At 64.9% G+C, this 26,768-nt stretch carries 22 protein-coding genes; 15 read left to right on the top strand and 7 right to left on the bottom strand.

From position 1 onward, the window contains the following. Window positions 1-79: 79 nt before the first annotated feature. Window positions 80-1,267 (bottom strand): Xaa-Pro peptidase family protein, encoded by a 1,188-nt coding sequence (locus tag GRS80_RS14585; RefSeq protein WP_160048201.1) that lies wholly within the window; start codon window positions 1,265-1,267, stop codon window positions 80-82. A 156-nt stretch (window positions 1,268-1,423) separates the two neighbouring features. On the opposite strand from GRS80_RS14585, the gene GRS80_RS14580 reads away from it, so the two are divergent. From GRS80_RS14580 to aroA, 3 genes are all read left to right on the top strand, one after another. Continuing rightward, the gene (locus GRS80_RS14580) at window positions 1,424-2,572 is read left to right on the top strand and encodes a DUF2092 domain-containing protein (protein WP_160048200.1); all 1,149 of its coding nucleotides are present in this window, start codon (window positions 1,424-1,426) and stop codon (window positions 2,570-2,572) included. Window positions 2,573-2,642: 70 nt separating this feature from the next. Further along, window positions 2,643-3,026 (top strand): hypothetical protein, encoded by a 384-nt coding sequence (locus GRS80_RS14575; RefSeq protein ID WP_160048199.1) that lies wholly within the window; start codon window positions 2,643-2,645, stop codon window positions 3,024-3,026. Window positions 3,027-3,163: 137 nt separating this feature from the next. Continuing rightward, a complete protein-coding gene (gene aroA / locus GRS80_RS14570) occupies window positions 3,164-4,453 on the top strand; it encodes a 3-phosphoshikimate 1-carboxyvinyltransferase (RefSeq protein ID WP_160048198.1) in 1,290 nt (429 codons plus the stop codon). Window positions 4,454-4,644: 191 nt separating this feature from the next. On the opposite strand, the gene GRS80_RS14565 is transcribed toward aroA, so the two are convergent. Together GRS80_RS14565 and GRS80_RS14560 are read right to left on the bottom strand one after the other, a co-directional pair. Continuing rightward, a complete protein-coding gene (locus tag GRS80_RS14565) occupies window positions 4,645-5,298 on the bottom strand; it encodes a bifunctional 4-hydroxy-2-oxoglutarate aldolase/2-dehydro-3-deoxy-phosphogluconate aldolase (protein WP_160048197.1) in 654 nt (217 codons plus the stop codon). Between the two features lie 154 nt (window positions 5,299-5,452). Then, a complete protein-coding gene (locus GRS80_RS14560; protein WP_160048196.1) occupies window positions 5,453-6,514 on the bottom strand; it encodes a TrmB family transcriptional regulator sugar-binding domain-containing protein in 1,062 nt (353 codons plus the stop codon). 166 nt (window positions 6,515-6,680) lie between these two features. Between GRS80_RS14560 and GRS80_RS14555 the strand changes: the two genes are divergently transcribed. Beyond that, the gene (locus GRS80_RS14555; protein ID WP_160048195.1) at window positions 6,681-8,726 is read left to right on the top strand and encodes a glucan 1,4-alpha-glucosidase; all 2,046 of its coding nucleotides are present in this window, start codon (window positions 6,681-6,683) and stop codon (window positions 8,724-8,726) included. Window positions 8,727-8,794: 68 nt separating this feature from the next. On the opposite strand, the gene GRS80_RS14550 is transcribed toward GRS80_RS14555, so the two are convergent. Continuing rightward, window positions 8,795-9,931, bottom strand: coding sequence for an ABC transporter ATP-binding protein (locus GRS80_RS14550; protein WP_160048194.1), 1,137 nt, complete (start codon window positions 9,929-9,931; stop codon window positions 8,795-8,797). Between the two features lie 269 nt (window positions 9,932-10,200). On the opposite strand from GRS80_RS14550, the gene GRS80_RS14545 reads away from it, so the two are divergent. From GRS80_RS14545 to GRS80_RS14535, 3 genes are read left to right on the top strand one after another with little or no spacing between them, the layout of a single operon-like run. Continuing rightward, window positions 10,201-11,406: an extracellular solute-binding protein gene (locus tag GRS80_RS14545; protein ID WP_160048193.1), complete on the top strand. Its 1,206-nt coding sequence runs from the start codon at window positions 10,201-10,203 to the stop codon at window positions 11,404-11,406. A gap of 21 nt (window positions 11,407-11,427) precedes the next feature. Next, window positions 11,428-12,456, top strand: a complete 1,029-nt coding sequence (locus tag GRS80_RS14540; protein ID WP_160048192.1) for a sugar ABC transporter permease — start codon at window positions 11,428-11,430, stop codon at window positions 12,454-12,456. 1 nt (window position 12,457) lies between these two features. After that, entirely contained in the window at window positions 12,458-13,378 is a 921-nt protein-coding gene (locus GRS80_RS14535) for an ABC transporter permease subunit (protein WP_160048191.1), read from the top strand. 42 nt (window positions 13,379-13,420) lie between these two features. On the opposite strand, the gene GRS80_RS14530 is transcribed toward GRS80_RS14535, so the two are convergent. From GRS80_RS14530 to GRS80_RS14520, 3 genes are all read right to left on the bottom strand, one after another. Further along, entirely contained in the window at window positions 13,421-15,676 is a 2,256-nt protein-coding gene (locus GRS80_RS14530; protein WP_343161592.1) for an alpha-amylase family glycosyl hydrolase, read from the bottom strand. Window positions 15,677-15,848: 172 nt separating this feature from the next. Continuing rightward, on the bottom strand, window positions 15,849-17,087 hold the full coding sequence (locus GRS80_RS14525) for a mandelate racemase/muconate lactonizing enzyme family protein (protein WP_160048190.1): 1,239 nt from the start codon (window positions 17,085-17,087) through the stop codon (window positions 15,849-15,851). 112 nt (window positions 17,088-17,199) lie between these two features. After that, window positions 17,200-18,270 (bottom strand): glucose 1-dehydrogenase, encoded by a 1,071-nt coding sequence (locus GRS80_RS14520; protein WP_160048189.1) that lies wholly within the window; start codon window positions 18,268-18,270, stop codon window positions 17,200-17,202. Window positions 18,271-18,501: 231 nt separating this feature from the next. Here GRS80_RS14520 and GRS80_RS14515 point away from each other — a divergent pair, with 231 nt between their 5' ends. The 8 genes from GRS80_RS14515 (at window position 18,502) to GRS80_RS14485 (ending at window position 26,444) form a co-directional block, all read left to right on the top strand. Next, window positions 18,502-19,044 carry a TlpA disulfide reductase family protein gene (locus GRS80_RS14515; RefSeq protein ID WP_160048188.1) on the top strand — a complete coding sequence of 181 codons (543 nt, stop codon included), beginning with the start codon at window positions 18,502-18,504 and terminating at the stop codon, window positions 19,042-19,044. 3 nt (window positions 19,045-19,047) lie between these two features. After that, window positions 19,048-19,743, top strand: a complete 696-nt coding sequence (locus GRS80_RS14510) for a cytochrome c biogenesis protein CcdA (RefSeq protein ID WP_200840399.1) — start codon at window positions 19,048-19,050, stop codon at window positions 19,741-19,743. A 180-nt stretch (window positions 19,744-19,923) separates the two neighbouring features. Beyond that, window positions 19,924-21,075, top strand: coding sequence for a chorismate synthase (aroC, locus tag GRS80_RS14505; RefSeq protein ID WP_160048187.1), 1,152 nt, complete (start codon window positions 19,924-19,926; stop codon window positions 21,073-21,075). Window positions 21,076-21,212: 137 nt separating this feature from the next. Beyond that, window positions 21,213-22,001 (top strand): PHP domain-containing protein, encoded by a 789-nt coding sequence (locus GRS80_RS14500; RefSeq protein ID WP_160048186.1) that lies wholly within the window; start codon window positions 21,213-21,215, stop codon window positions 21,999-22,001. A 155-nt stretch (window positions 22,002-22,156) separates the two neighbouring features. Continuing rightward, the gene (locus GRS80_RS14495; RefSeq protein WP_160048185.1) at window positions 22,157-24,061 is read left to right on the top strand and encodes a 2-oxoacid:acceptor oxidoreductase subunit alpha; all 1,905 of its coding nucleotides are present in this window, start codon (window positions 22,157-22,159) and stop codon (window positions 24,059-24,061) included. 2 nt (window positions 24,062-24,063) lie between these two features. After that, window positions 24,064-24,999, top strand: coding sequence for a thiamine pyrophosphate-dependent enzyme (locus GRS80_RS14490; RefSeq protein ID WP_160048184.1), 936 nt, complete (start codon window positions 24,064-24,066; stop codon window positions 24,997-24,999). A 321-nt stretch (window positions 25,000-25,320) separates the two neighbouring features. After that, entirely contained in the window at window positions 25,321-25,461 is a 141-nt protein-coding gene (locus GRS80_RS20460; RefSeq protein WP_200840398.1) for a hypothetical protein, read from the top strand. Next, window positions 25,461-26,444: a putative sulfate exporter family transporter gene (locus tag GRS80_RS14485; RefSeq protein WP_160048183.1), complete on the top strand. Its 984-nt coding sequence runs from the start codon at window positions 25,461-25,463 to the stop codon at window positions 26,442-26,444. Before GRS80_RS20460 ends, GRS80_RS14485 begins: the two co-directional genes overlap by 1 nt. The last annotated feature ends 324 nt before the right edge of the window (window positions 26,445-26,768 follow it).

The following is a 26,768-nucleotide window of genomic DNA, read 5'->3' as shown; positions in this document are numbered from 1 at the left end:
GCCCCCTCTCGTACGGAAACCACACGTAGACGGCGAACCGACCCTTCGATCACCATCCCCGTGGGTGGATTGGACCGCCTCACTGCGCGACCGGCTCGAGTGCCACCCGATAGTCGGTCAGGTTGTCGTAGCCCTCGGCGGTGACGACCACGAGGTCCTCGATGCGGACGCCGCCGACGGCGGGGTCGTAGATCCCGGGTTCGATCGTGATCACGTGACCCGCCTCGAGTTCGCCGCCGGCGGGGGAGACGCTCGGCTCCTCGTGGATGTCGAGTCCGACGCCGTGGCCCGTGCTGTGGATGAATCCGGTTTCGGTGCTCGGATCGCTCCGTAGCGTCTCGTAGCCCGCTTCCTCGATAACGTCACAGGCCGCGTCGTGGACGGCCGCGCCCGTGACGCCCGCCTCGACGGTCTCGAGGGCGGCCTCGAACGCTCGCTCGGTCACCTCGTAGCGCCGGCGGGCCTCCTCGTCGGGATCGCCGCGGGCGAACGTCCGCGTGAGGTCGCCGAAGTAGCCCGACTCCTTGTCGCGGGGGAAGATGTCGATCACGATCAGTTCGTCAGCACGGAGTGGGCCGCTGCCCCGGTCGTGGGGGTCGGCCCCGTCGGCACCGCAGGCGACGATGGTCTCGTCGAGACCACAGCCGTGCCGGAGGAGGGTGATCTCGATCTCCTCTTTGACGCGCTCGCTCGTGAGAGGATCGCCGTCGTGGACGAGCACGCCGTCGTCGACGTCGGCCTCGGCGATCAACCCCTCCGCAGTCGCCATCGCGGCCTCGTTCGCCCGCTGGGTCGTCGCGATCCGGTCGATCTCCCACTCCGTTTTCGTCGCGCGAATCCCCTCGACGATTCCGTCCGGTTCGACCGTCACGGTGAGCCCGCGCTCCCGGAGGCCGTCGGCGGTTCCCGTCGGAAAGTTTCGCGGGACCGCGACCGACTCGACGTCGTGGTCGGCGAGAAACGCCTCGAGTGCCCGTATCTTCGCGCCGTGTCGTCCGTGCTCGGCGGCCAGTTCCTGATAGTCGTACTCGGCGCGGCGGGCGACGGAATCGGCGTTCGCTTCGGCGCTCGCTCGGCCGTACTCGAGTCCCGAAACAAGCAGGTGGACCCCGTCTCCGGTGACGACCGTCTGGTACGGATCGGGCGCGGTAAAGCCGGAGACGTACCGCTGGTCCGAATCCGTCGCGTCGTCGTCGATACAGTAGCCGTCGATGCCCTCGGCCTCGAGATACTCCCGGAGCGCCGAGAGGTCGGCTTCCACGTCCATGCACCGTGTTCCGGTCGACGGCCACATATACGGTTCGCTGTCCGCTCTCGAGGCGATAGTCGACGGTAGAACGCACCAGGAAATCGGCGCCGCCTCCGAACCGAGAGAGTGGTCCGAAAGACAATCGGTTTATCGAACGTTTCCGAACTGTCGTGCATGCGTCGACGACGGTTTCTGACCGCAACCGCGGGGATCGGACTCGCCGGCTGCGTCACCGTTCCCGGTGCCGGCGACGATCCCTCCGGGGAGGATCTCCTCAAGGACGCGGTCGAGACGCGAACTGATCTGGTCGACCTGGCGGCGCGTCGAACGCTGACCGCGGAAACGCCGGACGACACGTCGACTCGAGTCGAACGAATTCGGCGTCGCCCACCCGGCGAACGACGGATGGAGGTCCTCGAGTCGGACGACCCCGCGACCCCGCCGGGGACGACGATCGTCAGGAGCCGTGCGGTGACCTGGACGTACGATCCTGCCGTCGGCGACGTTCGCGAACGCCACCACCCCAATCGCGTCGTCGCCGACGGGACGCGACTCGCACTCGAGGCGCTTCTCGCGGAGTACGACCTCGCCTACGACGGATCGGAAACGGTCGACGGCCGGGACGCCCACCGGATCGAGGCGACGCCCACGTCGGCAGACCTCGGGCGATCGATCGAACTCCTGGTCGGCGAGACGGTGTACGCGATTCCTCTCGGGGCGACCGACGACGAACTCGAGGATACGGCGGTGTCGCGGACGATCTGGATCGACGACGAGCACCGCTACCCCATCAGGGAACGCGACGCGGTTCACGACGGCGACGGGACGCTGTTTCACCGCCTGACGGTCACGTACGAGGAGCTCGCGATCGACGAGGGTCTCGAGCCAGGGACGTTTACGTTCACGCCGCCGGCCGAGGCCGACCTCGTCACGACCGGTCTCGAGCCGGAGGGCATCTTCGACTCGCCCTCGGAAGCAGACGCCGTTACGCCGTACGATCTTCCCGACCCCGAGATCCCGGAGCCGTACGACCTCGATCGGATCACGGTGGTCGACAAGGGAGCCGACGCGGGAACGACGACGACGTTCTGGTACGTCGCAACCGACGGACGCACTCGCGAGCTGTACGTCGCCTGTCGCGACCACCAGCGCTTCGACCCGGACGCCCTGGAGGAGATCGAGTTCGACGGGCACACGGCCTACCGACGCGACGGCCGAATCGAGAGCATCTTCTGGGCCTGCAACGGGACGAACTACGAGGTCTCGAGTCCGGCCGGCGACGTCCCGGTGCTCGATATCGCTTCCTCGATCGGGTGCTATTGATAATACATTGATATTTCGTGTTTCTATAGGTAATGTTTTACCGGCACGGATACGTTTGGTATGTATAGTCATGACACGATCAGGTGACGGCATCCGAGCCGTCGAACGGTGGGACGAGGTGTTCAAGGCCGTCTCGGCCGAACCACGTCGGCAGATCGTCGTATCGGTGATGGACTACCCCGAGGATGAGCCGGCGTCGTTACCGGAGGCGGCAACGAACCCGAACCGTCCGGCTGACCCGGTCCGTCTTCGAAGCGAGTTGCGCCATACGCATCTTCCGATGCTGTCGGATATGGGGTTCGTCGAGTGGGAGTCCGACCCGTTCGTCGTATTTCGTGGGCCGCGCTTCGAGGAGGTTGCGGCCATCTTCGAAGCGATGTACGACTCGGCTACCGAGCTCCCCGACCCGCTGGTGGTCGGCTGTCGGCGACTCGAGAGAGAACGGAGCGCGTAGCGGTTCTCGAGGGATACGACGTTGTCGACTGTCGGTCAATGGGGTCGCGACGACACAAGACGGCGAGTCGAATTGGAGCCCGCGTTTTCGGACGGACGATCGGTACCGGTATAGGGAATCCACTCCACAGACCGACCATGAACGTCACGATCTCGCCCTCGAGCGTCGAGGGGACGGTTCGGGCACCGCCGTCGAAGAGTTACACCCACCGGGCGATTCTCGCCGCCGGCTACGCCGACCGGGCGACGATCAGCGACGCACTCTGGAGCGCGGACACCCGGGCGACCGCCCGCGCCGTGGAACTGTTCGGCGGCGACGTGAGTCGAGACGAAGCGGGCACGCTCGAGATCGAGGGATTCGACGGGACGCCAGCGGTTCCGGCGGACGTCATCGACTGTGAGAACAGCGGGACGACGATGCGTCTGGTCACGGCGACGGCCGCCCTCGCCAACGGCACCTCGGTGCTCACCGGCGACGAGTCGCTTCGATCCCGTCCCCAGGGGCCGCTTCTCGAGGCGATCGCCGATCTCGGCGGCGAGGCCGAGAGCACCCGTGGAAACGGCCAGGCACCGCTGGTCGTCACCGGCCCCATCTCCGGAACGTCGGTGTCGATCCCCGGCGACGTCTCCTCACAGTACGTGACGGCCCTGCTGATGGCGGGTGCCGTCACCGACGACGGGATCGAGATCAGCCTCGAGACGGAACTCAAGTCCGCTCCGTACGTCGAAATCACGATCGAACTGCTGTCGGCGTTCGGCGTCGACGTCCGCCGCACCGACGACGGGTTCGCCGTCGACGGCGGCCAGCGCTACGATCCCGACGGCGGGGAGTACGCCGTTCCCGGCGACTTCTCGTCGATCTCCTACCCGCTCGCGGCGGGTGCGATCGCGGGCGATGGCGGCGTCCACATCGAGGGCGCTCACCCGAGTGCACAGGGCGACAGCGCGATCGTCGACGTCGTCGACCGGATGGGCGCGAGCGTCGACTGGGACCGCAACGCGGGGACGATCGACGTCGCCGCCGACTCGCTCGAGGGCGTCTCCGTCTCCGTCGAGGATACGCCGGATCTGCTGCCGACGATCGCCACCCTGGGTGCGGTCGCGGAGGGCGACACCCGAATCGTCGACGCCGAACACGTCCGCTACAAGGAGACCGATCGCGTGAGCGCGATGGCCGACGAACTCGGGAAGCTCGGCGTCGAGACGACCGAAGAACACGACTCGCTGACGGTCCACGGAAGCGAATCCGACCTCGAGGGGGCGTCCGTCGACGGCCGCGGCGATCACCGGATCGTCATGGCGCTCGCGCTCGCGGGCCTGGTCGCGGACGGCGAGACGACGATCGCAGGGGCCGAACACGTCGACGTCTCCTTCCCCGGCTTCTTCGACGCGCTCGAGGGCCTCGGTGTGAGCCTGGATCGATCGTAACGTCCACGAACGCGACCGGCAACCGGCGGTGCGATTCGGAGGGGACACCGCCGATCGTCCAGTGATTTTCCGATTCGCTTCGGTGTGCCAGCCGTGGGACTCGAGGACCGAGAATTTCGCCACTCGGGAGAACGGGTACGAGAAGATGATGGCCGGAGTGAACGAGATTGCGCCGACCGGGGCGGACGAGGTTACGCCGATCGGGCGTCGTCGACGGCGTCGACGAAGGAGGCGGCAGTCTCTCTCACCTGATCCATGTCGCCGTCCGCGATCGCGTCGTAGTCGACGATCGCGCTTCCCGCGCCGACGGCGATCGCACCCGCATTGAAGTAGTCCGCGACGTTATCGGGCGAGACGCCGCCGGTCGGGATGACGTCGACGTCGCCGAGGGGACCCTGAAGCGCGCCGATGTGTGCCGGGCCGACGGTCTTCGCGGGAAACATCTTGAGAATGTCCGCACCGGCTTCCATCGCCGTGACGGCCTCCGTCGGCGTCATGACGCCGGGCGCGGAGAGAACGCCGTGTCGGTTGCACGTCCTGATGACCTCGACGTTCGTATCCGGCGCGACGACGAACTCAGCGCCCGCGTCGATCACCGACGCAGCGGTCGGCGCGTCGAGCACCGTTCCCGCCCCCACGACGGCGTCGGTATCGGCCAGTTCACGGTCGACCGCGGCGATCTGTTCTGCCGCGCGAGTGCCGTCCGCCGTCACCTCGAGGGCACCGACACCCGCGTCGTAGATCGCCCGCGCGACCGGCACGATCCGGTCCTCGTCGATCCCCCGAAGTACCGCGAGCACGCCGCTGTCGACGATTCGGTCCAGAACCTCGCTCGCGGCGGTCATTCGTTCCCTCCGTCTCCTGCCTGCGAGCGTGGTTTCGCCACTACCCGGTCGTTCGGAACGGACTCTCGGTTCCCAGATACTGATCGTCTCATCACGATTCGTCGATTCGCCACCCCAGGTCAAAACCGTTACTCACGAGCGAGGAAAAATCGGGCTACTCCTCGAGTCGGCGGAGCGTCACCGTCTCGGCCTCGAAGTCCTCGAGGAACGCACCGGTGCCGCCGACGGTGTAGCGCTCGCCGTCGACGGCCAGTTCGAACGCGTTCTCGATCGGGAGCGTCGAGGTCGCGGGCCGGACGAGGCTCTGGCGGACGTCGACGACCTCGCCCGTAAGCGTCGCGGGCAACTCGCGGTCGCCGACGGGCGAGCCGGTGACCTCAGCCTCGATCCGGGTATCCGTCGCCCGGTGTAACGCGAGCTGGAAGACGGCGTTTCGAAAGCCCTCCACGGTCCGAGGAAGCTCGCTCGGCGTCGTCACGTAGCGTTCCTCGGCGGTCGGCCAGTAGTTCGCCAGGAACGACCCCGCGAGCACGGGTGCGAGCTGGGGCTGAGTGAGCGAGATCGCGCGCGTATCGCTTCCGGAGTTGGTGAGCATCTGGCTGGGCGCAAGCAGTCCGTGTTGCTGGTCGACCGTCAACATCGTCGGCACGAGCGCGTCCCAGGTCCGGACCGTGCTCGCGGTTCCCGCGAGCGAAGCGATGTCCAGCCCCTCGCCTTCCGTCCCCCCCAGCAACAGGAGAACGAGCACGTCCCGTTTGACGGTCTCCTCGAGCGTCGATCGGATCTTCGGGAGTACGTTCGCCGGAAGCGAGAGCGTCACCTCCTCGTCGGCGCCAGCGAGCAACGTTTCGATTCGTTTTACGACCGTCTGGCGGGATTTGATCACCTCGAACTGCTCGCTCGAGCGTTCGGGCGTCGAGTACCGGGATCGAATCTCCGGCTCCATCTCCTGGACGTCACGCGTCAGCCGGTCGACGACCGTCTCGGGGTCGACGGGACGGATCACTGTCGGAACCGTGTGGTCGTCGACGGCGACCAGCCCGCGCTCCTCGAGTTCCTCGCTGATACTGTAGACGTACCGTTTCGAGACGTCTGCGGCGTCGGCGATCGAACTCGCTTTCGACTCGCCATGATCGAGGATCGCCAGATACGTGTCGATCTCCTTCTCGGAGAGCCCGAACCGCTCGAGAAGCGCCGTGAGCCCGTTGTCATCCATGAATTGTCAGTACGTCACAGGTTGCAACTCGAGGTGAAAAAATTCCCGGTCGGCCGTGGCGTCGATCGCGTACCCAGCATCGGTCTCGTCGCCCCGGCCCATTTTGAAAAGTAGGAATACATATTACAACAAATTTTAATCGGGTGGGGTCGTAGTGGCTGATACGATGGAACTTCACAGCGCCCTGAACGACGTCAAACGGTCGCGAGGGGACCCCCACCGATTTCCGGGTGAACGACGGTCGACGGCGGGTCTGTTCTCCGGTCTCGACGACCGACTCGTCCACGTCGCACCCGACGGCTCGCTCAGGGATTACTCGTATCCACTCACCGGCCTCGCCGGGATCGAACGGTCGCGCTTCGGGCTCGAGGAAGACGGCACGACCGACTGGTTCGACGGCGGCCAACAGCGCTACGTCGAGGACACCGCGGTCGTCGAAACCGTCCACGAGATCGACGGACACACCGTCACGCAGTACGACCTGACCGTCGACAGGACCCACCTGACTCGCATCGAGTGCTCGAGTGCTCTCGACGATTCCGACGTCACGCTCAGGGCGTGTCTCGGGTTCACACCGGAGGGTCGGGCCGGTCGCGTCGGCCAGCTTCGCCACGGGGACGCGGTCGAGATTCACCACGACCGCGAGCGCGATTTCGCCGCGACATCGACCGACGCCACCGTCACCGGACACGTTCCCGAACAGTTCGAGGAACTGCTCGCGGCCGAACCGAGTGAGTTTCCGCGGTCGACCGACGACGGCCGTTACGAGGAGGGGCGGCTCAGCCCGATCGCGATTCTCGACGTCTCTCTCGAGGGGGCGACGCCGGCTGCGACCATCGCGACGGTGCTTTCAGAGCCGGACGACGGCCGAACCGCCGGCCTTGAACGCGCCCGTGCCGCGGCATCCGATCACGGAAGCACGGACGCGCTCCTCGAGGCGGGACGCAAACAGTACGACCGACGGCTTCCCGACGGCGTGGGCGCAGACGGCCTCGAGGGAATCGCCACGGACCTCCGCGTGCTGGCGTTCCTTCGGGCGGCAAACGGCGCCCGGATCGCCGGCCCCGAGTTCGATCCGTTCTTCCGATACACCGGCGGCTACGGCTACACCTGGTTCAGAGACGACGCGGAGATTTCGTCGTTTCTTCTCGAGGCCGACCACCGCGCCGACATCGGGTTATCGGAGTGGCATCGCGAGAGCGCGCAGTTCTACGTGAAGACGCAACTCGCCGACGGAACCTGGCCCCACCGCGTCTGGCCACACAACGGGAGACTCGCCCCCGGCTGGGCACACGGCCGAGTGGAGGATGGGGACGCGGGATCGGTCGACTACCAGGCCGACCAGACGGCGAGTGTCGCGGCCTTCCTCGCGACCTACCTGCGACTCGTCGACTCGGACGACGACGGGGTTCGGGACGCACTGGCCGCCACGCTCGACGGCCTCGACGCCGTTCTCGAAGACGACGGCCTCCCGGGTCGCGTCCAGAACGCCTGGGAAAACATGACCGGCCGCTTTACCCACACCGCGGCGACCTACCTTGAGGCGTACGCGGCGATCGCCCGAGCGCCGCTTCCGGACGACCACCGAGATCACGCACGCGAGCAGGCCCAAGCGGTCTACGAGGGGATCGACGCCCTCTGGCTCGACGACCGTGGGCGGTACGCGTTGCGGCTCGAGGACGGTGAACTCGACGGCCGATTCGATGGGAGCACGTTCGCACTGGCGGCCGCTCACCGGGAGTACGACGCCCTCGCCGACGTCGACGACGATCGGATCAACCGACTCTGCCAGCACGTCGAGGCGACGCTCGAGGGACTGTATCGCGATCCCGACGGGCCGATCGAAGGAATCGCACGCTTCGAAGGCGATTCCTGGCGGACCAGCGACCAGATCGAACCGAAGATCTGGACGGTAACGACCGCCTGGGGGGCACAGGCTGCGGCCGAACTCGGCCAACTCCTCGAGGGCCACGACCCCGACGCCGCCGCCAGTTTCGAGGACCGCGGACGCGAGTTACTCGCGCTCGTCGACCCAGACGGACCGCTTCGCCGGGACGGCGGCTACCTCCCCGAACAGCTGTTCGACGACGGGACTCCCGACAGCGCGACGCCGCTCGGCTGGCCCCACGCCCTCCGGATCGCGACGGCGACGGCGCTCGAGACGGCCGCTCGAGCCGAGGATACCTCGAGTCAGCTTCCTGTACACGAGTAGGTGTGAGGAGGGGTTTCGAAAACGTACTTCTCGAGTCTTGTTGGACGAGTCCGCTCGTCTCGTCTGCGTCAGGGCGTCGCGGTCGGCGCTTCGTTCTCGACGCCGAAAATGTCGCGTCCGGTGTCGTGATCGAACAGGTGGACGTCAGACTCGTCGAACGTAAGCGATACGCGGTCGCCCGGGGAGAGATCGACGCCGGCGTCGACGCGGGCGATGAACTCGTCGTCGACGTCCAGGTGGAGGTAGCTGTCCGAGCCGACCGGTTCGACGACGTCGACCGTCGCCGTGATCGCGTTTTTCGCACCCGCGTCGGTGACCGAAACGTTCTCCGGACGGACACCGAGGGTGTACCGGTCCGCCTCGAGCGAAACGTCGTTGCGCTCGGCGTACCCTGCGGAGAGTTCGAACTGGAACCCGCCGGCGGGGTCCGACAGCTGTAACCGCCCGCCCGTCGCGTCGACGGCGACGTCGAGGAAGTTCATCGACGGCGAACCGACGAAGCCCGCGACGAACTCGTTGACCGGGTTCTCGTAGACGTCAGTCGGCTTCCCCTGTTGCTGGAGCGTGCCGTCGTTCAAGATGACGATCCGGTCGCCCATCGTCATCGCCTCGTGTTGATCGTGGGTGACGTAGACGGCCGTGATACCGAGTTCGTCCTGGATGCGCTGGATCTCGGCGCGCATGCTCGTCCGAAGCTTCGCGTCGAGATTGGAAAGCGGCTCGTCGAACAGGAACAGGTCGGGTTCCCTGACGATCGCTCGGCCGAGTGCAACCCGCTGTTTCTGCCCGCCGGAGAGTTCGTCCGGCTTGTCCTCGAGCAGTTCTTCGATGTCCATCATCTCGGCCGTCTCGACGACCCGCGTCTCCCGTTCGTCCGCCGAGAGATCGGTACTCATCCGGAGCCCGAACGCCATGTTCTCGAAGACGGTCTTGTGCGGGTACAGCGCGTAGTTCTGGAACACCATCGCGACGTCCCTGTTTTTCGCGTGAACGTCCGTTACGTCCTCCTCGCCGATCCGAATGCGACCCGAAGTCGGCCGTTCGAGCCCGGCTAACATCCGGAGCGTCGTCGTTTTCCCACAGCCAGACGGTCCGACAACGGTGACGAACTCCCCATCTTCGATCGCGAGGTCGAGGTCGTCGACGGCGACGACGGTTCCGACGTCGTACTCCTTCCGGAGCGATTCGACGCTGACACGTGCCATTTTCCGGGAGTTCGGTGAGGAGCTATAAAATGCTTTCTCAAAAGGTCCGATTTAGGATGAATTAGTACAGCATATATTTTCAGTCGGCAGTGGATGTCCACCCGATCTCCTCAGAACGTCGATCGGACCCCGAAGCACAATCACCACATATTCGGCGAATGACGCCCAAACCGCGCTAATTCGACGTTCAACGAAGTTGATACACCCCTGCTCGAGACGGTATCCTAACAATTAAATATATGAAGATATAATTCATCACTGTTTACGTCATGTCACTGGAACGCAGGCAACTACTCGCAGGGATCGGGGGGATAGCAACGCTGTCGGTCGCCGGCTGTCTCGGCGGAGACGACGACCAGCCGACGACGCTGTGGCACGACTTCTCGGACGCCGAGGAGACCGACCTCGTCGACCACGCCGAACGGTTCAACGAGGGACGAGACGACGAGTTGAACCTCGAGGCGATCTCCGAGATCGAAGATCAACTCAGTACGGCGATCCCGGCCGGCGACGGACCGGAAACGTTCGCGTGGGCACACGACTGGATCGGCAACTACCACGAACAGGGCTTTGCCTACGACGCCGCCGACGACGTGACTCTCGACCTCGACGCGACGTTTACGGACGCGGCGGCCGACGCCGTCCGATTCGACGGTGCAGTGTACGGGATTCCGTACGGTGCCGAGACGGTCGCACTCATGTACAACGAAGAACTGGTCGACGAACCGCCGGAGACGCTCGAGGAGATGGTCGAGATCATGGACGACTATCACCACCCGTCCGAAGGCCGATACGGCCTCTCGTGTCCGCCGGCGGATCCGTACTTCGTGAGCACGTTCCTCCACGCCTTCGGTGGCTACTTCTTCGACGACGAGACGGAATCGCTCGGCGTCGACGAGCCGGAGTTCATCGAGGGCGTCGAACTCCTCCAGGAGTCGATCTGGCCGTACGTTCCGGCCGACCCTGCCTACGAGTCCCAGGTGCCGGTGTTCGACGACGGCAACGCCCCGTTCGCGATCAACGGGCCGTGGGAGATCGACGGCTTCCGCGAGTCCGGAATCGAGACGACCGTCGCTCCGATGCCGGACATCGCTGGTGGCGATCCGACGCCGTTTACCGGCATCCAGGTCTGGTACTTCACCGCCACGCTCGAGGACGCCGACGAGGAAGCCCTCGAGACGGCGATCGACTGGGCGGAGTGGCACTCGACGAACGAGGACGTCATTCTGACGAACGCCGAGAACCACGGCTTCATCCCCGTCCACCAGGAGTACGCCGACGATGACGAGCTCGGTGACGACGTCGAGGCGTTCGCCGAAAACGTCGCGATGGGGGTTCAGATGCCGTCACACCCCCGTATGGATCAGGTGTGGAACCCCGTCGAGGACGCCCTCGAGCAGGTGTTCAACGAACAGGAAAGCGCCGAAGACGCAATGAACGCGGCCGCCGACGAGATTCGGGGCCGCTGGGAGTAACGACGGGTCTCTATCTCGTCTATGTCCACGTCATTCCTCGACCGCGTTACCGATCTCGGCCACCGACGGCTGAGAGCGGATCGAACCTCCCGAGACCTGTTCGGCTATCTCCTCGTCGGGCCGGGTATCGCCCTGTTTCTCTCGTTTATGCTGTTCCCGATCGCGTTCCTGATCTATCTCTCCGTTACCGACGCGACCCACGCCGGAACGGTCATCGGCGGGGAAGCGTCCCTCATCGGCGTCGACAACTACGTCGCCCTGTTCACCGACACCCAGTTCTGGAACTCACTCGGCATCACCTGGCTGCTCGTCGCCGTGAGCCTGCTGGCGAAACTCGTCGTCGCCGTGACGATCGCCGTCGTCCTCACCCACTCTCGAGTGCGAGGAAAACGGTACATGCGTGCGATCGTCATCGTTCCGATGGGCTTTCCCGAAATCTTCAGGGTGACGATCTGGCGAGGGCTGTTCAGTAGCGCCCGGTTCGGGCCGCTAAACGAGATACTCGCCATGTACAACGGCGCGGTCGAACGCGTCGTCGGCGTCGTCGACGCCGTCGCGTTCTTCGTCACCATAGAGGCGCCCGGACTGTTGCTCGTCGACATCCCGGTCGCCTGGCTTGGCGGTCGGTGGAGTACCTTCCTCGCGTACGTCACGACGGAGGTCTGGATGGCCTACCCGTTCATGGTGATCATCATCGTGAGCGCGCTCCAGGACGTCCCGATGGAACTCCACGACGCGGCGAAAGTCGACGGCGCGGGCTACCTCTACCGGTTCTACCACGTCACGTTGCCCGCGATCAAGCGACCGGTGATGTTCGCGTCGATCCTCACCGCCGCGGCCTCGTTCCAGCAGTTCCTGGTCCCGTGGGTGTTCAACCGCGGCGGTCCCGGTCGACAGAACGAACTCCTCCTGGTGTACGGCTTCCGGGAGGCGATCGAACTCAACGAGTACGCCTTCGCGTCCGCGATCATGGTCACCGCCATCGCCTTCATCGGGATGTTCATGTGGCTCGCAGTCAAGAAGGGACGGCTCGCGGAGGGGGTGAACTGAGATGCTCGAGACGATCACACAGACGGTCAGACAGGTACGATCCGGACGACGAAGCGTTGGCGACCTCGGTAAGACCGGGATCGGAACGGTCGCCGCCTTCGGAATGCTGGTCGTGCTCATGTTCCCGGTCTACTGGATCGTGACGGCCTCGTTCTCCCAGGGTGCGGGGTTGATGAGCTCCGACGGGCTGTTCGCCGATCCCGCGACGTACAACCTGGACGCCTACCGGTGGGTCCTGTTCGAGTCGGACTTCATCTTCGACAACGGCGAGGTCGGCGAGCCTGGCGCGCTGTTCAACAGCCTGATCGTCGTCTTCGTCACCGTCAGCGTCTCGCTGTCGGTCATCATCCCCGGAGCCTACGCGCTCTCGAGGCGCAAATTCGCCGGCCGAGAGAAGATCCTCTACGGCTACGTCCTGTTCACGCAGGTCGGTGCCGGCCTCTCGATCGCGACGCTCATCGCGCTGTACGCGCTGTTCGTCAACCTCGGGTTGAGCAACAACCTGCTCATCCTCGGCGTCTTCTACGCCGCGGGGGCGGTCCCGTTCAACACGTGGCTGCTCAAGACGTTCATGGACAACATCCCTGTCTCCTACGAGGAGGCCGCGATCGTCGACGGCGCGAGCCAGTGGCAGGTCATCCGCGAAGTGATCCTCCCGCTCTCGAAGCCGGGTATCGCTGTCGTACTGATCTTTACGTTCCTCGCCGGCTGGAACGAGTTCATCATCGCCCAGACGCTTCTCCGACCGGAGAACTACACCCTCTCGGTCGAACTCTACTCGCTCGCGGCCAACGAGTACGAGACGCCGTGGACCGAGTTCGCCGCGTTCGCGAGCCTCTTTGCCCTGCCGGTGGCGATCATCTACTTCGCCACCCAGAGCTACGTCGAAAGCGGCCTCTCGTTCGGCGGTATGGAAGGGTAGACAGACCCGCAACCTGTTTTTTCGAAACCGCCCTCGAGCGGGCTACTCGTCGACTTCGAGGACGACTGCCGTCTCGACGCTGATCGTGCGGTCGAACGTGGACTCCTCGCCCGCCATCCCACGGTCGGCACCGTTGTCACTCTCGTCGCGAATGCCCGGTCCGTCGCGCTCGTTCCGAACGACCGTCTCGCCGGTCAGCAGATCCGTCTCGGCGACCGCTTCGTCGACTCCGATCGTCGCCGCTCCCTCGCCGAAGTGAAGCGCGACGACGACCCGTCGGCCACGTTTGGGATCCGCTCGAGCGTACGCGACGGCCGCGTCCGTCTCGGTTCCGTACTCGATGCGCTCGAGGTCGGCGTCGGTCTGGAGGGCGGGATGGGATTTTCGGAGGTCGACGAGTCGCCGGTAGTATGCGAGCAGTTCCTCGTCTTCCTCGCCCCAGTTCATCGGCTCGCGTCGCTTGCGGAGCCCGGTCTCCTGGCCCGCATAGAGCATCGGAATTCCCGGAAGCGTAAACGTCGCCGCGCCGGCGGCTAACTGGGCGTCCCGACCGTACGACGACAGGTACCGGTCCGTATCGTGGTTCTCGACGTAGGTGAGCCACAGCGAGGAGAGGTGACCGCCGCGTCGAGCCCGCTCGTCGACCGCGTCGAGGACGAGACTCGCGTCCGGCGAGTCGCCGTCGGACTCGAGGACCGAATCGGTGAAGGCGTCGACTACGGCGTTCGTCTCCTCCTCGACCCCGTCGACGTCGGTCGCGACGGCGTTGCCGATCGTCTCGAGTGCGCTGTAGAGTCTGTCGTCGTGGTGGGCGTGAAAGCGACCGCCGCCCATCTCGACCGACGACGGGAGCGTCTCGTCGAGCAGGAAGAACTCGGCGTCGGCGCTCGTCACCCGGTCGTACACCTCGGCCCAGAAGCTCAGCGGCACGCCCCAGGCGACGTCGGTCCGGAAGCCGTCGACTTTCGGGGCCCAGAAGTCGATCACGTCGAGAAGGTACTCCCGAACCGCCGGGTTCCCGTGGTCGAGGTTCGGAATCTCGCCCCAGTCGAAGTAGGCGTCGGGTTCGCGGGCCTCGACATCTTCCCAACGATACCAGTCGCGATAGCGCTCGTGGTCGGGGTGGTCCTCGTCGATAGCCGCCTCGAAAAAGGGGTGCGTGTCCGCCGTGTGGTTGATCACGAGATCGAAGACGACCCTGATTCCCCGCTCGTGGCAGGCGTCGACCAGCGCCTCGAACTCCGCGAGCGTACCGAGATCCGGGTCGACTCGGAGATAATCGGTCGTGTGGTAGCCGTGGGGACCACCAAGCTCGTCGGGCGTGCCGAAGCCGCGTTTGGTCTCGAGAAACGGCGTCAGCCAGAGGACGTCGATCCCCAGTTTCTCGAGGTGGTCGAGTCGGTCGGCGAACGTCTCGAACGTCGGCTCGGACTGATCGGGGTACCGGCGGATAAACGCCTCGTAGACGACCGCGTTCTCGACCCACGCGGGCGGCTCGAACGGTCGCTCGATCCGCACGCCGTCGCCGTCCGCGTCGTCGCGGGCCGTACTGTCGCCGTCAGCACTGTCGCCGACCGGAACCACCTCGAGCGCGTCGGGCAACGAGTACCGGCCGTCGTCCGTTACGGCGACCGCGTAGATCCGGGCACGCTCGGTTACGTCCTCGAGCGCGATCGTGCCGTCGGAAGCGACCGCGAGGTCGTCCCGATCGTCGACGTAGTACTCGACCTCGAGCGCGGCTTCGTCGGCGTCTCCCTCCATATCCTCGCTGCCGCCCACAGCGGTCGATATCCGCCCTGACAACGTCGCGTTGGGCAGGAGTTCGATCCGGTCGCCTCGAACGTCGGCCTCGAGGCGGATCCGCGGACGGGGTTCGGTACCATCCGCCTCGGAGTCCGGAAACGCACGAACGGTCAGTTCGTGGACGCCGTCGGGTGCCTCGAGTTCCAGTATGTATACGCCCGGAACGTCGGGGACGAACTCGGCTACTGGCCCGTCCGTCGGCTCTGCCCTCGAGTCGGGCGGCGCGTCGGCGACGCGCCAGGCGTATCCCCCCTCTGCGTCCGGATTCCAGGGCGCGAGGTCGTCCCGTGGTTCCATCTCGTTTCCGTTCGGATTGACGATCCCGTCGCCGACGGTGACGAACCGTGGCGGCCCTGGGTGATGGCTCCCGTCGCCGCTCTCGAACGCGTCGCCGGTCGACTTGCCGCCGTCGGTTCGTTCCCGTCCGGTTCGTCCTCGTTTAGTTCGGTCTTCTCGCTCGAGTGGCTCGCTCGAGTCGCGTCTTCGATCGGTCACAGTCGACTCTCTCTGTCGGGGAATAAATTTGTGATGTATTCGTACACCACTAATATTTTATTCGGTGTGCGCGTTCCCGGATAGACACTCGAGAGTCGCCGTCGACCGGCTGGACGCGACGCTTGGCAGTCGAGTCGGCATCCACAAAAAACGCGAGAGACGTGCGGCGAAGTTAGGCTTCGTCGAACAGTTCTTCGCCGTCGACCATATGCTCGGCGACGGCGTCCATATCGAGGGTGACGCCGAGTCCCGGCTCCTCGGGGACCTCGATGTAGCCGTCTTCGATGACGTCCTCCTCGACCAAGTCCTCCCACCAGCCGAGTTCGTAGGAGTGGTACTCGACGGCCAGCGAGTTCGGAATCGCCGCACCGACGTGGGCACTCGCGGTCGTCGCGACCGGCGAGGAGACGTTGTGCATCGCGACCGGCATGTAGTAGAGATCCGCCAGATCGGCGATCTTTCGGGTCTCGCGCATGCCGCCAACCTTCGGCATGTCGGGTGCGATGATGTCGACCGCCTGCTCTTCGATCAGTCGGCGCTGACCGTGTTTGCGGTAGACGTTCTCGCCGGCCGTAATCGGCGTCGTCGTCGACTGGGTCACTTCGCGCTGGACGTCGTGGTTCTCCGGCGGCACGGGGTCCTCGAGCCACCAGACGTCGTACTCCTCTAAGCGCTCTGCGAGGCGCTTCGCGCTGCCGGCGCTGAACGTCCAGTGGCAGTCGAAGGCGACGTCCGCACGCGAGCCGACGCGTTCGGTGACGGCCTCGACGATCGACGCCTTGTGCTCGATCTCGGGGCCGCGCAGGTGACGGTTCGCGCGGTCTTTCTCGTGGCCCGAGGGGACGTCGAGGTCGAACTTGAGCGCGTCGTAGCCGAGTTCGGAGACGACGCGTTCGGCCTCGTCGGCACAGGCGATCGGGTCGGCTTCTTCCTCGGTGTGACAATCACAGTAGACGCGAACCTCGTCGCGGTACTTGCCACCGAGTAGCTGGTAGGCGGGCACCTCGAGGATCTTGCCCGCCAGATCGTGAAGCGCGACTTCGATGCCGGCGATCGCGGTGACGGTGATGCCGCCGATCGAGCCTTCGCCGGACATCTTCTGGACGAGGTGTTCGCAAAGTCGGTCGATGTCGAGCGGGTTCTCGCCCTGCAAGAACGGCGTCATTCGCTCGATGAGTTCGGGTGCGCCGGCCCCCCAGTAGGCCTCGCCGGTGCCGACGATGCCGGCGTCGGTGTAGATGCGCACGAGCGTCCACGGGAAGTTCCCGTCGACCATCGTCGTCTGGATATCGGTGATCTCGACGTCGCGTCCGCCCCCGCGCTCTCGCGTGACGTTCATCGTCTCCGCCGAGAGATCCCGCATCGTGTACTCGGCGTTCGGATCGTGTAGCTGTGAGTAATCGACTCCCATAGGAGAGATACTTACTCGAACGGTAGTAATAGTTACCATCTGTCGCCTGCGAGGGAGAAACTAGACGCGGGTCGCCGACATCCCGCCGTGGCGGGTGATCTCGACGGCCCGATCAGATCGCGTCGAACTCGACGGCCGTCTTCACGACGTCGTCGCCCGTCTCGAAGGCGGATTCGAACTCCTCGAGCCCGTAGACGCCAGTGACGAGGTCGTCGGCGAACCACTCCGGGAGCTGGGAGAGCGTATCGATTGCGGCCTCGAAGTGGCCCCGATGCGAGTTGACGGTGCCGACCAGCGCCTTGTTGTGCAAGACCATCTCCCGGTGGAGCCGCCCGCCGTCGACCTCAAACTCCCACGGCTCGGGGACGCCCAGCAGGACCCCGACACCGTTGGGCGCGAGCGCGTCGACCGTCTCGAAGGCGTGTTTGGGATAGCCGGTCGCCTCGTATATAAGATCGATCCCTTCGTGTGCCTCGGGGATCTCTGGGACCGAAGTTTGGCGTGAGTCGACGTACGTCGCACCGAGCTCCTCGATCATCTCGATCGTCGGATCGGGTCGGTCACGTCGCCCGAGACAGTACGTCCGGTCGATCTCGAGGGTCTCCTCGAACATCGCGAGCGTGAGCAGGCCGAGCGATCCGTTGCCGAGGACCAGTGCCGACTCCGGCTCCCACTCGAACGCCGAGCGGGTGGCGACGGCGTGTTCGATCGCCTTCTCCGAGATGCTGACCGGTTCGACCAGAAATCCGAGCGCCGCGAGGTCGTCAGGAATCGGGACGAGGTACTCCGCGGGGCTCGTGACGTACTCGGCCATGAAGCCGTGGGCCCCGGCGATGCCACGTTCGACGTACTCGCCGCCGGGTGCCATGTCGGGTTCGCCGCGCTCGAAGTACTCGTTGCCGACGCCGCCCGGCCGTCGCCGGACCGTCGGAACGACGTACTGGCCCTCCTCGAGGTCGGTCCCGTTTGCGTCCTCGACGACGCCGACGGCCTCGTGTCCGAGCACGAGTTCGTCTTCGCCCGCGGGAACGTCGCCGTGGTGGCCCGCGATGACTTCGTGGTCGGTCCCGTCGACGCCCACTCGAAGCGTCCGAACGAGCGCTTCGCCGGCCGTCGGTTCGGGTCGTGGTCGTTCGACGAGAGTGGGTTCTCCGGCCCCCGGTTCCACAGCGATGGCTTTCATACCGTCCGAAACGAGCCGGCCGGACAAAAGATTTACCCATCCTGTAGTAAACATGTGACAGTCGCGTCACAGCCGGTGTCGCGAGTCCTCGAAAACACCGGTACCGAGGCCAGCAACGTCGATACCGGTACCGCCGACGCGACGCCGATCGCTCGTGAGAAATGGCAGTGGCGGCTGTCATCTAGGTCGTCGAAAGAAAGCTTCTTGTGGTGGTGTCAAGAATCCAATTATATGGTCTCCAACCCCCCCTCCAGACCGCTCACGCGGCGTGCAGTGATCGCACTTGCGGCGTCGGTACCCCTCTCCGGCTGTCTCGGCGCGATCAACAGCCTCATGGGCAACCAGGTCCCCTCGAGCGTCCCCGCGGATCTCAGCCACGAGAGCCTGGGCGTCGTCGATAGCGGCGACGAGATCGATATCGTCACCGACGCCGACCTCACGCTCGTCTACTTCTTCGCGACGTGGTGTGGGCCGTGTGGTCCCCAACAGGAGGAACTCCACGACGTTCGCGACGAGTACGATACCGAGACGCTGGCGATGCGTGCGATCTCCCCAGAGGACGACGAACAGGACGTATTCGAGTACTGGGAGGCCGAAGAAGCCGAGTACCCTGCCTGCATCGACCCCGACTCCGACGTCCACGCTGAGTTCGGCATCAGTGCGTACCCGTCGCTCGTGCTGGTCGATTCCGACGGTGAGGTTCGATGGCACACCTCCGGGACGACCGACGCCGAAGACATCATCGAGCGAGTAGACGAGGAACTCGACGGATAACCCGTGCTCTCGGACCTACGCCTCCTGTTTGCGTTCACCGCCGGATCGGCGACGTTTTTCGCCCCGTGTGCGTTTCCGATGCTTCCGGGGTACGTCGCTTACTACCTCGGCGACGACGTCACGGGCTCGACGCGCGCGGCGATCAGACGGGGCTCGGTCGTGAGTCTCGTCGCCAGCGCGGGCATGTTCGCCGTCTACCTCGGACTGGTCGGCATCGCCGTCGCCGTCGGCTCGCAGTACTTCCACCGGCTGGTGTTACTCGGCGGCGCCGTCGGACTCGCGCTGATCGTCCTCGGAATCGCGATGCTCGGCGGACTCACCCACGGCCGCCTGTTTACGATGCAATTGCCCGAACGCGACCGAAGCTATCGCGGCTACTTCGCCTTTGGCGTCGCCTATGCGATCGCCGCCGCCGGTTGTACGGCCCCGTTTTTCATCACGGTCGTCCTCTCGAGTCTCTCGAGTGGTCCGGTAGCGGCGTTCCTCACTGTCGGCGCGTACGCCGGTGGCATGGTCGTGATGCTCGTCGCGGTGACGCTTCTGACGGCGGTCGGTCACGAATCGCTGTTCCGCCGGATCGTCCCCTCGGGACGGATCCTCGAGCGCGCTGGCGGCGCGCTGTTGATCGTCGCCGGCGTCGTCCAGCTCTACCTGTTCCTGTTCGAGTACGGCGGCCTCGCACAGCTCGGTCTCGCCTGATACGGATTGTCGTCCCGCTGTCCCGGCGCGACCGCCTCGTTCTGTATACGGATTGCTGTCCCCGTGTACCACCGCACCCGAAGACGGGTCCAGGATGCGGCGGTACTGACGGACAGTAGACCGTATACTCCTCCGTCGATTCCGTAGGGCTAAGTGGCCACGTCCCAGAACAGAGGGGTAATGAACGGCAACCGCTTCGGTCGCCTCTTTCAGGTGACCACGTTCGGCGAGAGCCACGGCGAGGCGATGGGCTGTACCGTCTCGGGCTGTCCCGCCGGCCTCGAGCTCTCCGAGGAGGACATCCAGGAGGACCTCGATCGGCGAAAGCCCGGCCAGTCGATGATCACCACCAGCCGCGGCGAGCCCGACGACGTGACGATCAACTCCGGCATTCAGGACGGCTACACGACGGGAACGCCGATCGGGATGGTTATCCAGAACAAAGACGCCCGGTCGGGCAAGTACGAACCGTTTATCACTGCGCCTCGTCCCTCCCACGGCGACTTCACCTACTCCGCGAAGTTCGGGACGCGAAACTGGGGCGGCGGCGGGCGCTCCTCCGCACGCGAAACCGTCAACTGGGTCGCCGCGGGCGCCATCGCGAAGAAACTGCTTGCGCTTCAGGGGATCGAACTCAAAGCCCACGTCAACCAGATCGGCGACGTCGAGGCACCCGAGGTGAGCTTCGAGGAGATGCTCGAGCACTCGGAAGAAAACGACGTCCGCTGTGCCCACCCCGAGACCGCGGCGGAGATGCAGGAACTGATCGAGAAGTACCAGGAGGAAGGCGACTCCATCGGCGGCAGCATCGAGTTCGAGGCCCGCGGCGTCCCCGTCGGCCTCGGCGCGCCGCGGTTCGACTCGCTCTCGGCCAGGCTGGGCCAGGCGATGATGGCGGTTCCGGCGACGACGGCCTTCGAGTTCGGCCTCGGAACCGACGCCGCGGAGTGGACCGGCAAGGATCGCAACGACGACTGGGAGTTCGACGACGACGGGAATCCGGTTCCGGTCGAGAACGACCACGGCGGCATTCAGGGCGGCATCTCGAGTGGCGAACCGATCTACGGCGAGGTCACCCTCCACGCGCCGACGTCGATTCCCAAGAGCCAACAGACCGCGGACTGGGAGACCGGCGAACTCAAAGAAGAACAGGTCATCGGCCGCCACGACCCCGTCCTCCCGCCGCGTGGCGTGCCGGTCGTCGAGGCGATGCTCGCGCTCACCCTCGTCGACTTCATGCTGCTGTCGGGTCGGCTCAACCCCGACCGCGTCGACGACCAACCCGGCGAGTACGACACAGACTACCACCCGAGTAATCCACGAAACGAGTGAGCGGATTCTCCGCCCGCGAAGCGACTCGGCAACGGACGGCTTCGATGGTGGCCCTCGCATCACGGTGACCGTCCAGCAGAAGCGCCACGGTTGGTACCCAGCAGAAGGGCTAACCCGTCAGCTCCCCTACGCGCCGTATGCGAGATTTTCACCTCCACTCGAACTACTCCGACGGCGAGTTCCTCGAGGCGATGGTCGAGGCCGCCGAGGTCGCCGGACTCGAGGGGATCGGCTTCGCCGACCACTGCAACGTCGCCCCGCGCGAGCACACGGTGACGATGCGAAGTCGCTACGGATTCAACCTCGATCTCACCTACGAGCGCCGACGACGGGCGATCGAGCGCCTTCGCGAGGAGACGTCGATCGAGATCTACGACGCGGTGGAGATGGACTACGATCCCCGGGACGAAGCCGCGATTCGGGACTTTCTCGAGACGGCGGCGTTCGATTACACGATCGGGAGCGTCCACACGGTCGACGGGAGAAACGTACAGGTCCCATCGAATTTTCGGGGCCGAAACGACGCCGACCTCAACGGTGTCGTCGCGGCGTACTTCGATCGGCTCGTCGCGCTCGTCGAGTCCGAACTGTTCGACGTCGCCGGCCACGTCGACCTGATCGCACGGACGCCGCCGCTACGGGGACGGGCGACGGACGAGCAGTACCGGCGGGTCGCTCGCGCGTTCGCCGATTCGCGGACGGTGCCGGAGATAAACGCCGGCCGAGCGCTGACCGACGCCGGCATCGTCCACCCCAATGAGTCGTTTCTCGAGGAGCTTCGAGCGTTCGACGTCCCCGTCACGGTTGGCACCGACGCGCATCGGCCCGCCGAGATCACTGACCGAGCGGAGTTCCTTCGCGAGTTTCTCGACGAGTGTGGGATCGATCTCGTCGGTCCGCCGGGGCTCGAACTTGAGAAACGGTAAACTAGTTTTCTATGAAAACTAATATCGATACGTAACGAGGAATTTACAACGGACGTTCATTCTTCATGAAAGATCCTTGGTAATCTATAGCAAAGGCTTTAGGTCCGGTAGAGCAAAATTCGGGTACGGTTGGCCCACCGGCCACTGATTTACCTATGAGCGACGACGAACTCATCTGGCGAATCGCAGGGGGTTCCGGAGACGGGATCGACTCGACGAGCCAGAATTTCGCGAAGGCGCTGATGCGCTCGGGGCTCGACGTATTCACACACCGCCACTATCCCTCGCGGATCCGTGGTGGCCACACGTACGTCGAGATCCGGGCCGCCGAGCACGAGGTACAGTCACGGGGAGACGGCTACAACTTCCTGCTTGCACTCGGGGACTCGTTCGCCCGAAACCCACAGGAGGAGGCCTACTACGGCAACGAGGAGATCAAACCTCTCTCGGAGAACCTAGACGAGTTGCGCGAGGGTGGCGTGATCGTCTACGACGAGGGACTGATCGACGAGGAAGCGGTTGCGACACTCGACCTCGAGGAACGTGCCGAGGAGAACGGTTGGCACGTCTATCCGGTCGATCTGCGCGGCCTCGCCAAGGAACACGGCCGCGAGGTCATGCGTAACACCGCAGGGGTCGGCGTCACCGCCGCCCTGCTCGATATGGAACTCGAGCACATCGAGGATCTGATGTCCGATGCGATGGGCGGCGACGTCCTCGAGTCGAACCTCGAGATTCTCCACGACGCCTACGAGATGGTCGAGGACGAGTTCGAGACCGGACACGACCTCCGCGCCCCGACGGGCGACCACGAGACCGAGCAGGCGCTGCTGTCGGGCTCGAACGCGATCGCCTACGGAGCCATCGACGCCGGCTGTCGATTCATCGCCGGCTATCCGATGACGCCGTGGACCGACGTGTTCACCATCCTCAGCCAGAACTTCCCCGACATGGGCGGGGTTTCCGAGCAGGTCGAGGACGAAATCGCCGCAGCCGCACTCGCCGTCGGTGCGAGCCACGCCGGCGTCAAGGCCATGTCCGGCTCCTCAGGTGGCGGCTTCGCCCTGATGAGCGAACCGCTCGGGCTCGCGGAGATGACCGAGACGCCGATCGTCCTCGTCGAGTCGATGCGTGCCGGTCCCTCGACCGGGATGCCGACCAAGCCCGAGCAGTCCGACCTCGAGTTCGTCCTCTATACGAGCCAGGCCGACTCCCAGCGCGTCGTCTTCGCGCCGGGCAACATCGAGGAAGCCTACGAGCAGACGCGACTGGCCTTCGAGATCGCCTGGGACTACCAGATTCCGGCGATCCTCATCTACGACCAGAAGCTCTCCGGCGAGAACAAGAACGTCGACGTCGACTTTTTCGACCGCGAGGTCTCGCCCGACCTCGGCTCGACGCTGACCGAAGAAGAGCTCAAGGAGGCCGCACACGACAACTCCGGGAAGTTCAAGCGCTTCAACTACGAGGACGCCGAGAACGGCGTCGCCTCGCGGTCGATCCCCGGCCAGAAGGGCGGCCGTTACCTCGCGACCGGGAACGAGCACTCACCGGTCGGTCACATCAGCGAGGACCCCGACAACCGCGTCGCCCAGATGGAACGGCGCCTCGAGAAGCTCGAGGCCATCCGCGCGGAACTCGACGAGGAACGCGAGTCGACCCAGACGTACTTCGGCCCCGACGAGGCCGACTACGGCATCATCACCTGGGGCTCCTCCCAGGGTGCCGTCCAGGAGGCCGTCGAGCGGCTGAACGAGCAGGGTCACTCCGTCAAGGGGATCAGCGTCTCCGATATGATGCCCTTCCCCGAGACGGAAGTGACGGAGTTCTTAGAGAGCGTCGACGAGGCGATGGTCGTCGAGATGAACGCCACCGGACAGTTCCGCGGCCTGATCCAGAAGGAACTGGGTCAGTACGGCGACAAGATGACCAGCCTGCTGAAGTTCAACGGCAACCCCTTCGAGCCCGCCGAGGTCGTTGAGGGTTACGAAGTCAACGTTGCCGAGGAGGACCAGCAGCCGGAGGCACAGGTACGAATCGAACCCGCGGCAGGTGACTAACCATGAGTGCATTCAACGCGATCGGTGAGAAACGAGAGATCGACCGGGACGAGTTTACGCCCGGTGTCGAACCGCAGCCGACCTGGTGTCCGGGCTGTGGCGACTTCGGTGTCCTGAAGTCGCTCAAGCAGGCCCTGCCGGAAGTCGGAAAGACCCCCGAAGAAGTGCTGACCGTCACCGGGATCGGCTGTTCTGGCAAACTGAATAGCTATCTGGATACGTACGGCTTCCACACGATCCACGGCCGCTCGCTGCCCGTGGCCCGTGCCGCCAAGCTCGCGAACCCGGAACTCGAGGTCATCGCCGCTGGCGGCGACGGTGACGGCTACGGCATCGGTGGCAACCACTTCATCCACACGGCCCGCGAGAACCACGATATGACCTATATCGTGTTCAACAACGAGATCTTCGGCCTGACGAAGGGCCAGACCTCGCCCACCAGCCCGAAGGGCCACAAATCGAAGACCCAGCCCTCGGGCAGCGCGAAGACGCCTATCCGGCCGCTGTCCCAATCGTTGACCGCCGGTGCGAGCTACATCGCCCGCACCGCCGCCGTCAACCCGAACCAGGCCAAGGAGATCATCAAGGAAGCCATCGAACACGACGGCTTCGCCCACGTCGACTTCCTGACCCAGTGTCCGACCTGGAACAAGGACGCACGCCAGTACGTCCCCTACATCGACGTCCAGGAGTCCGACGACTACGACTTCGATCACACCAACCGGGAAGAGGCCGCCGAGATGATGCGCGAGACCGAGGACGTCCTGAACGAAGGTACCGTCCTGACCGGCCGCTACTACGTCGACGAGGACCGCCCGTCCTACCAGCAGGAGAAACAGGCCGTCGGCGAGATGCCCGACCAGCCGCTCGCCGAACGGTACTTCGACGACGACGCCGAGTGGGAGCGCAGCTACGATCTGCTCGAGCGCCACAAGTAGGGCACGAACCGGTTCGCGTTCGCGTTTTCGATCGTTCCAGACCGCATCCCCGAGCCGCATTTCGCGGCGCTCCCGTTCGGTACTTATAATCCGACCAACTGGCGACGCTCGAGGCAGTCTCGTGTCTCGAACTCTGTTCCGATGTCGGGACCGCCCGACGCCGACGTCGAATTGAAGAGACGTATCGCTGCGCTCGAGTACCCGCAGCCTCGAGTCGGCTGGGGAAAACTCGGATTTTCGTCATCAGTACACGCAACATTGTCCGCTATTTCGGACAGGATCGACAAGCGTAAAGTGACGCGAAGCGGAGGTATCGAACGAATGTCGTTCGATCGCTGGGCGGCGGCTGCCGAGATGGTTCGAACCCACTGGAGGGACCTCGAGCGGGACTGGCAAAGCGTTGCTGTCGGCGCGGTGATCGTCGTACTGGTCGGTGCGTTCGAACTTCCGATCCCCTGGTGATGTCCGCCCGCCGATTTCTCCCCGGGCTCGTGGTTCTCTGTCTCGGCGCGGTTCTCGCTCGAGGAATCGAACTCGTCCTCGGCGCGAACCACCTGCTCGTCGCGATCGGACTCGGGTTCGTTCTGGCGAACGCCGTCGGCGTCCCCGATCGCCTCGAGCCGGGGATCGCCACTCACAAACTCTGGCTCGGTGCCGGAATCGTCCTCATGGGTGCATCCCTGACACTCGATACGCTGCTCGAGGCCGGCGTCGTCGTGGTGGCCGTCATCGCGCTCGTCACCGGATCGACGATCGTCGTCGTCGAACTGCTCTCGCGGAACGTCTTTGGCCTCGCTGATCGGCTCGGTTCGTTGCTCGCAGCCGGCTCCGGTATCTGTGGCGTTTCGGCCATCGTGGCGGTCGGCGGAGCGATCCGCGCACGCGAAAGTCAGGTCGCGTACGCGGCGGCGACGGTCTTGCTGTTCGATGCGGTGACGATCGTCGTCTTCCCGATCGTGGGTGACGCACTCGAACTGTCGGGGACTGTCTTCGGGATCTGGGCCGGTGTCAGCATGTTCTCGACGGGACCGGTCGTCGCCGTCGGCTTCGCTCATTCGGACGTCGCCGGCCAGTGGGCGACGGTGACGAAACTCGCACGAAACGCACTGATCGGCGTCGTGGTACTCGGGTACGCGGGGTACTACGCCCGATCGGCGGACGGAAGCCGACCCACGGTTCGGACGCTCTGGGACGAATTTCCGAAGTTCGTCCTCGGCTTTCTCGCGCTCGTCCTCGTCGCCACGGCAGGTGTGCTCTCCCCTGACCAGCTCGCTGCCATCGAAAATGCCTACAACTGGCTGTTCGTGCTCGCGTTCGTCGGTCTCGGAACGGAGATCCGGCTCACAGAACTCCGGAAGGCGGGACCGCTCCCCGTTCTCGTCGTACTGATCGCGTTGCTCGTTGCCAGTACGCTCTCGCTCGCGACCCTCTCGGTCCTTCTCTGATACGGACCGCTACACGTCGGTACCGGTCGATCACAGACCGGCGACCGATCAACCGGCAATCAGTCATCACAGACCGTACGAAAACGCCCGGTGTGTCGAGATATCGGACCGTCGCAGACACAGGCGATATTTGCAGAAGGCGCTGCTGGCTCCAATCACGGCTAGATTCGTCGGAACGAGCGACCACCAGAATCGAGCCGGCGGAAGGACGTGCTTCGATCACTCGGTGCCACGACGACTGTCGCGGGCGACGGTGGCCTCAGACTCAAGTAGCGGGCCCCTATCCCCCGTTTTCGACTACTCGAGATCGACTGGTCTATCGTG

Source organism: Natrialba sp. INN-245 (genome assembly GCF_009807105.1).
Lineage (GTDB): Archaea > Halobacteriota > Halobacteria > Halobacteriales > Natrialbaceae > Natrarchaeobius > Natrarchaeobius swarupiae.
Note: the sequence above shows the minus strand (reverse complement) of the source record. Positions and strands in the feature narration are given on the sequence as shown.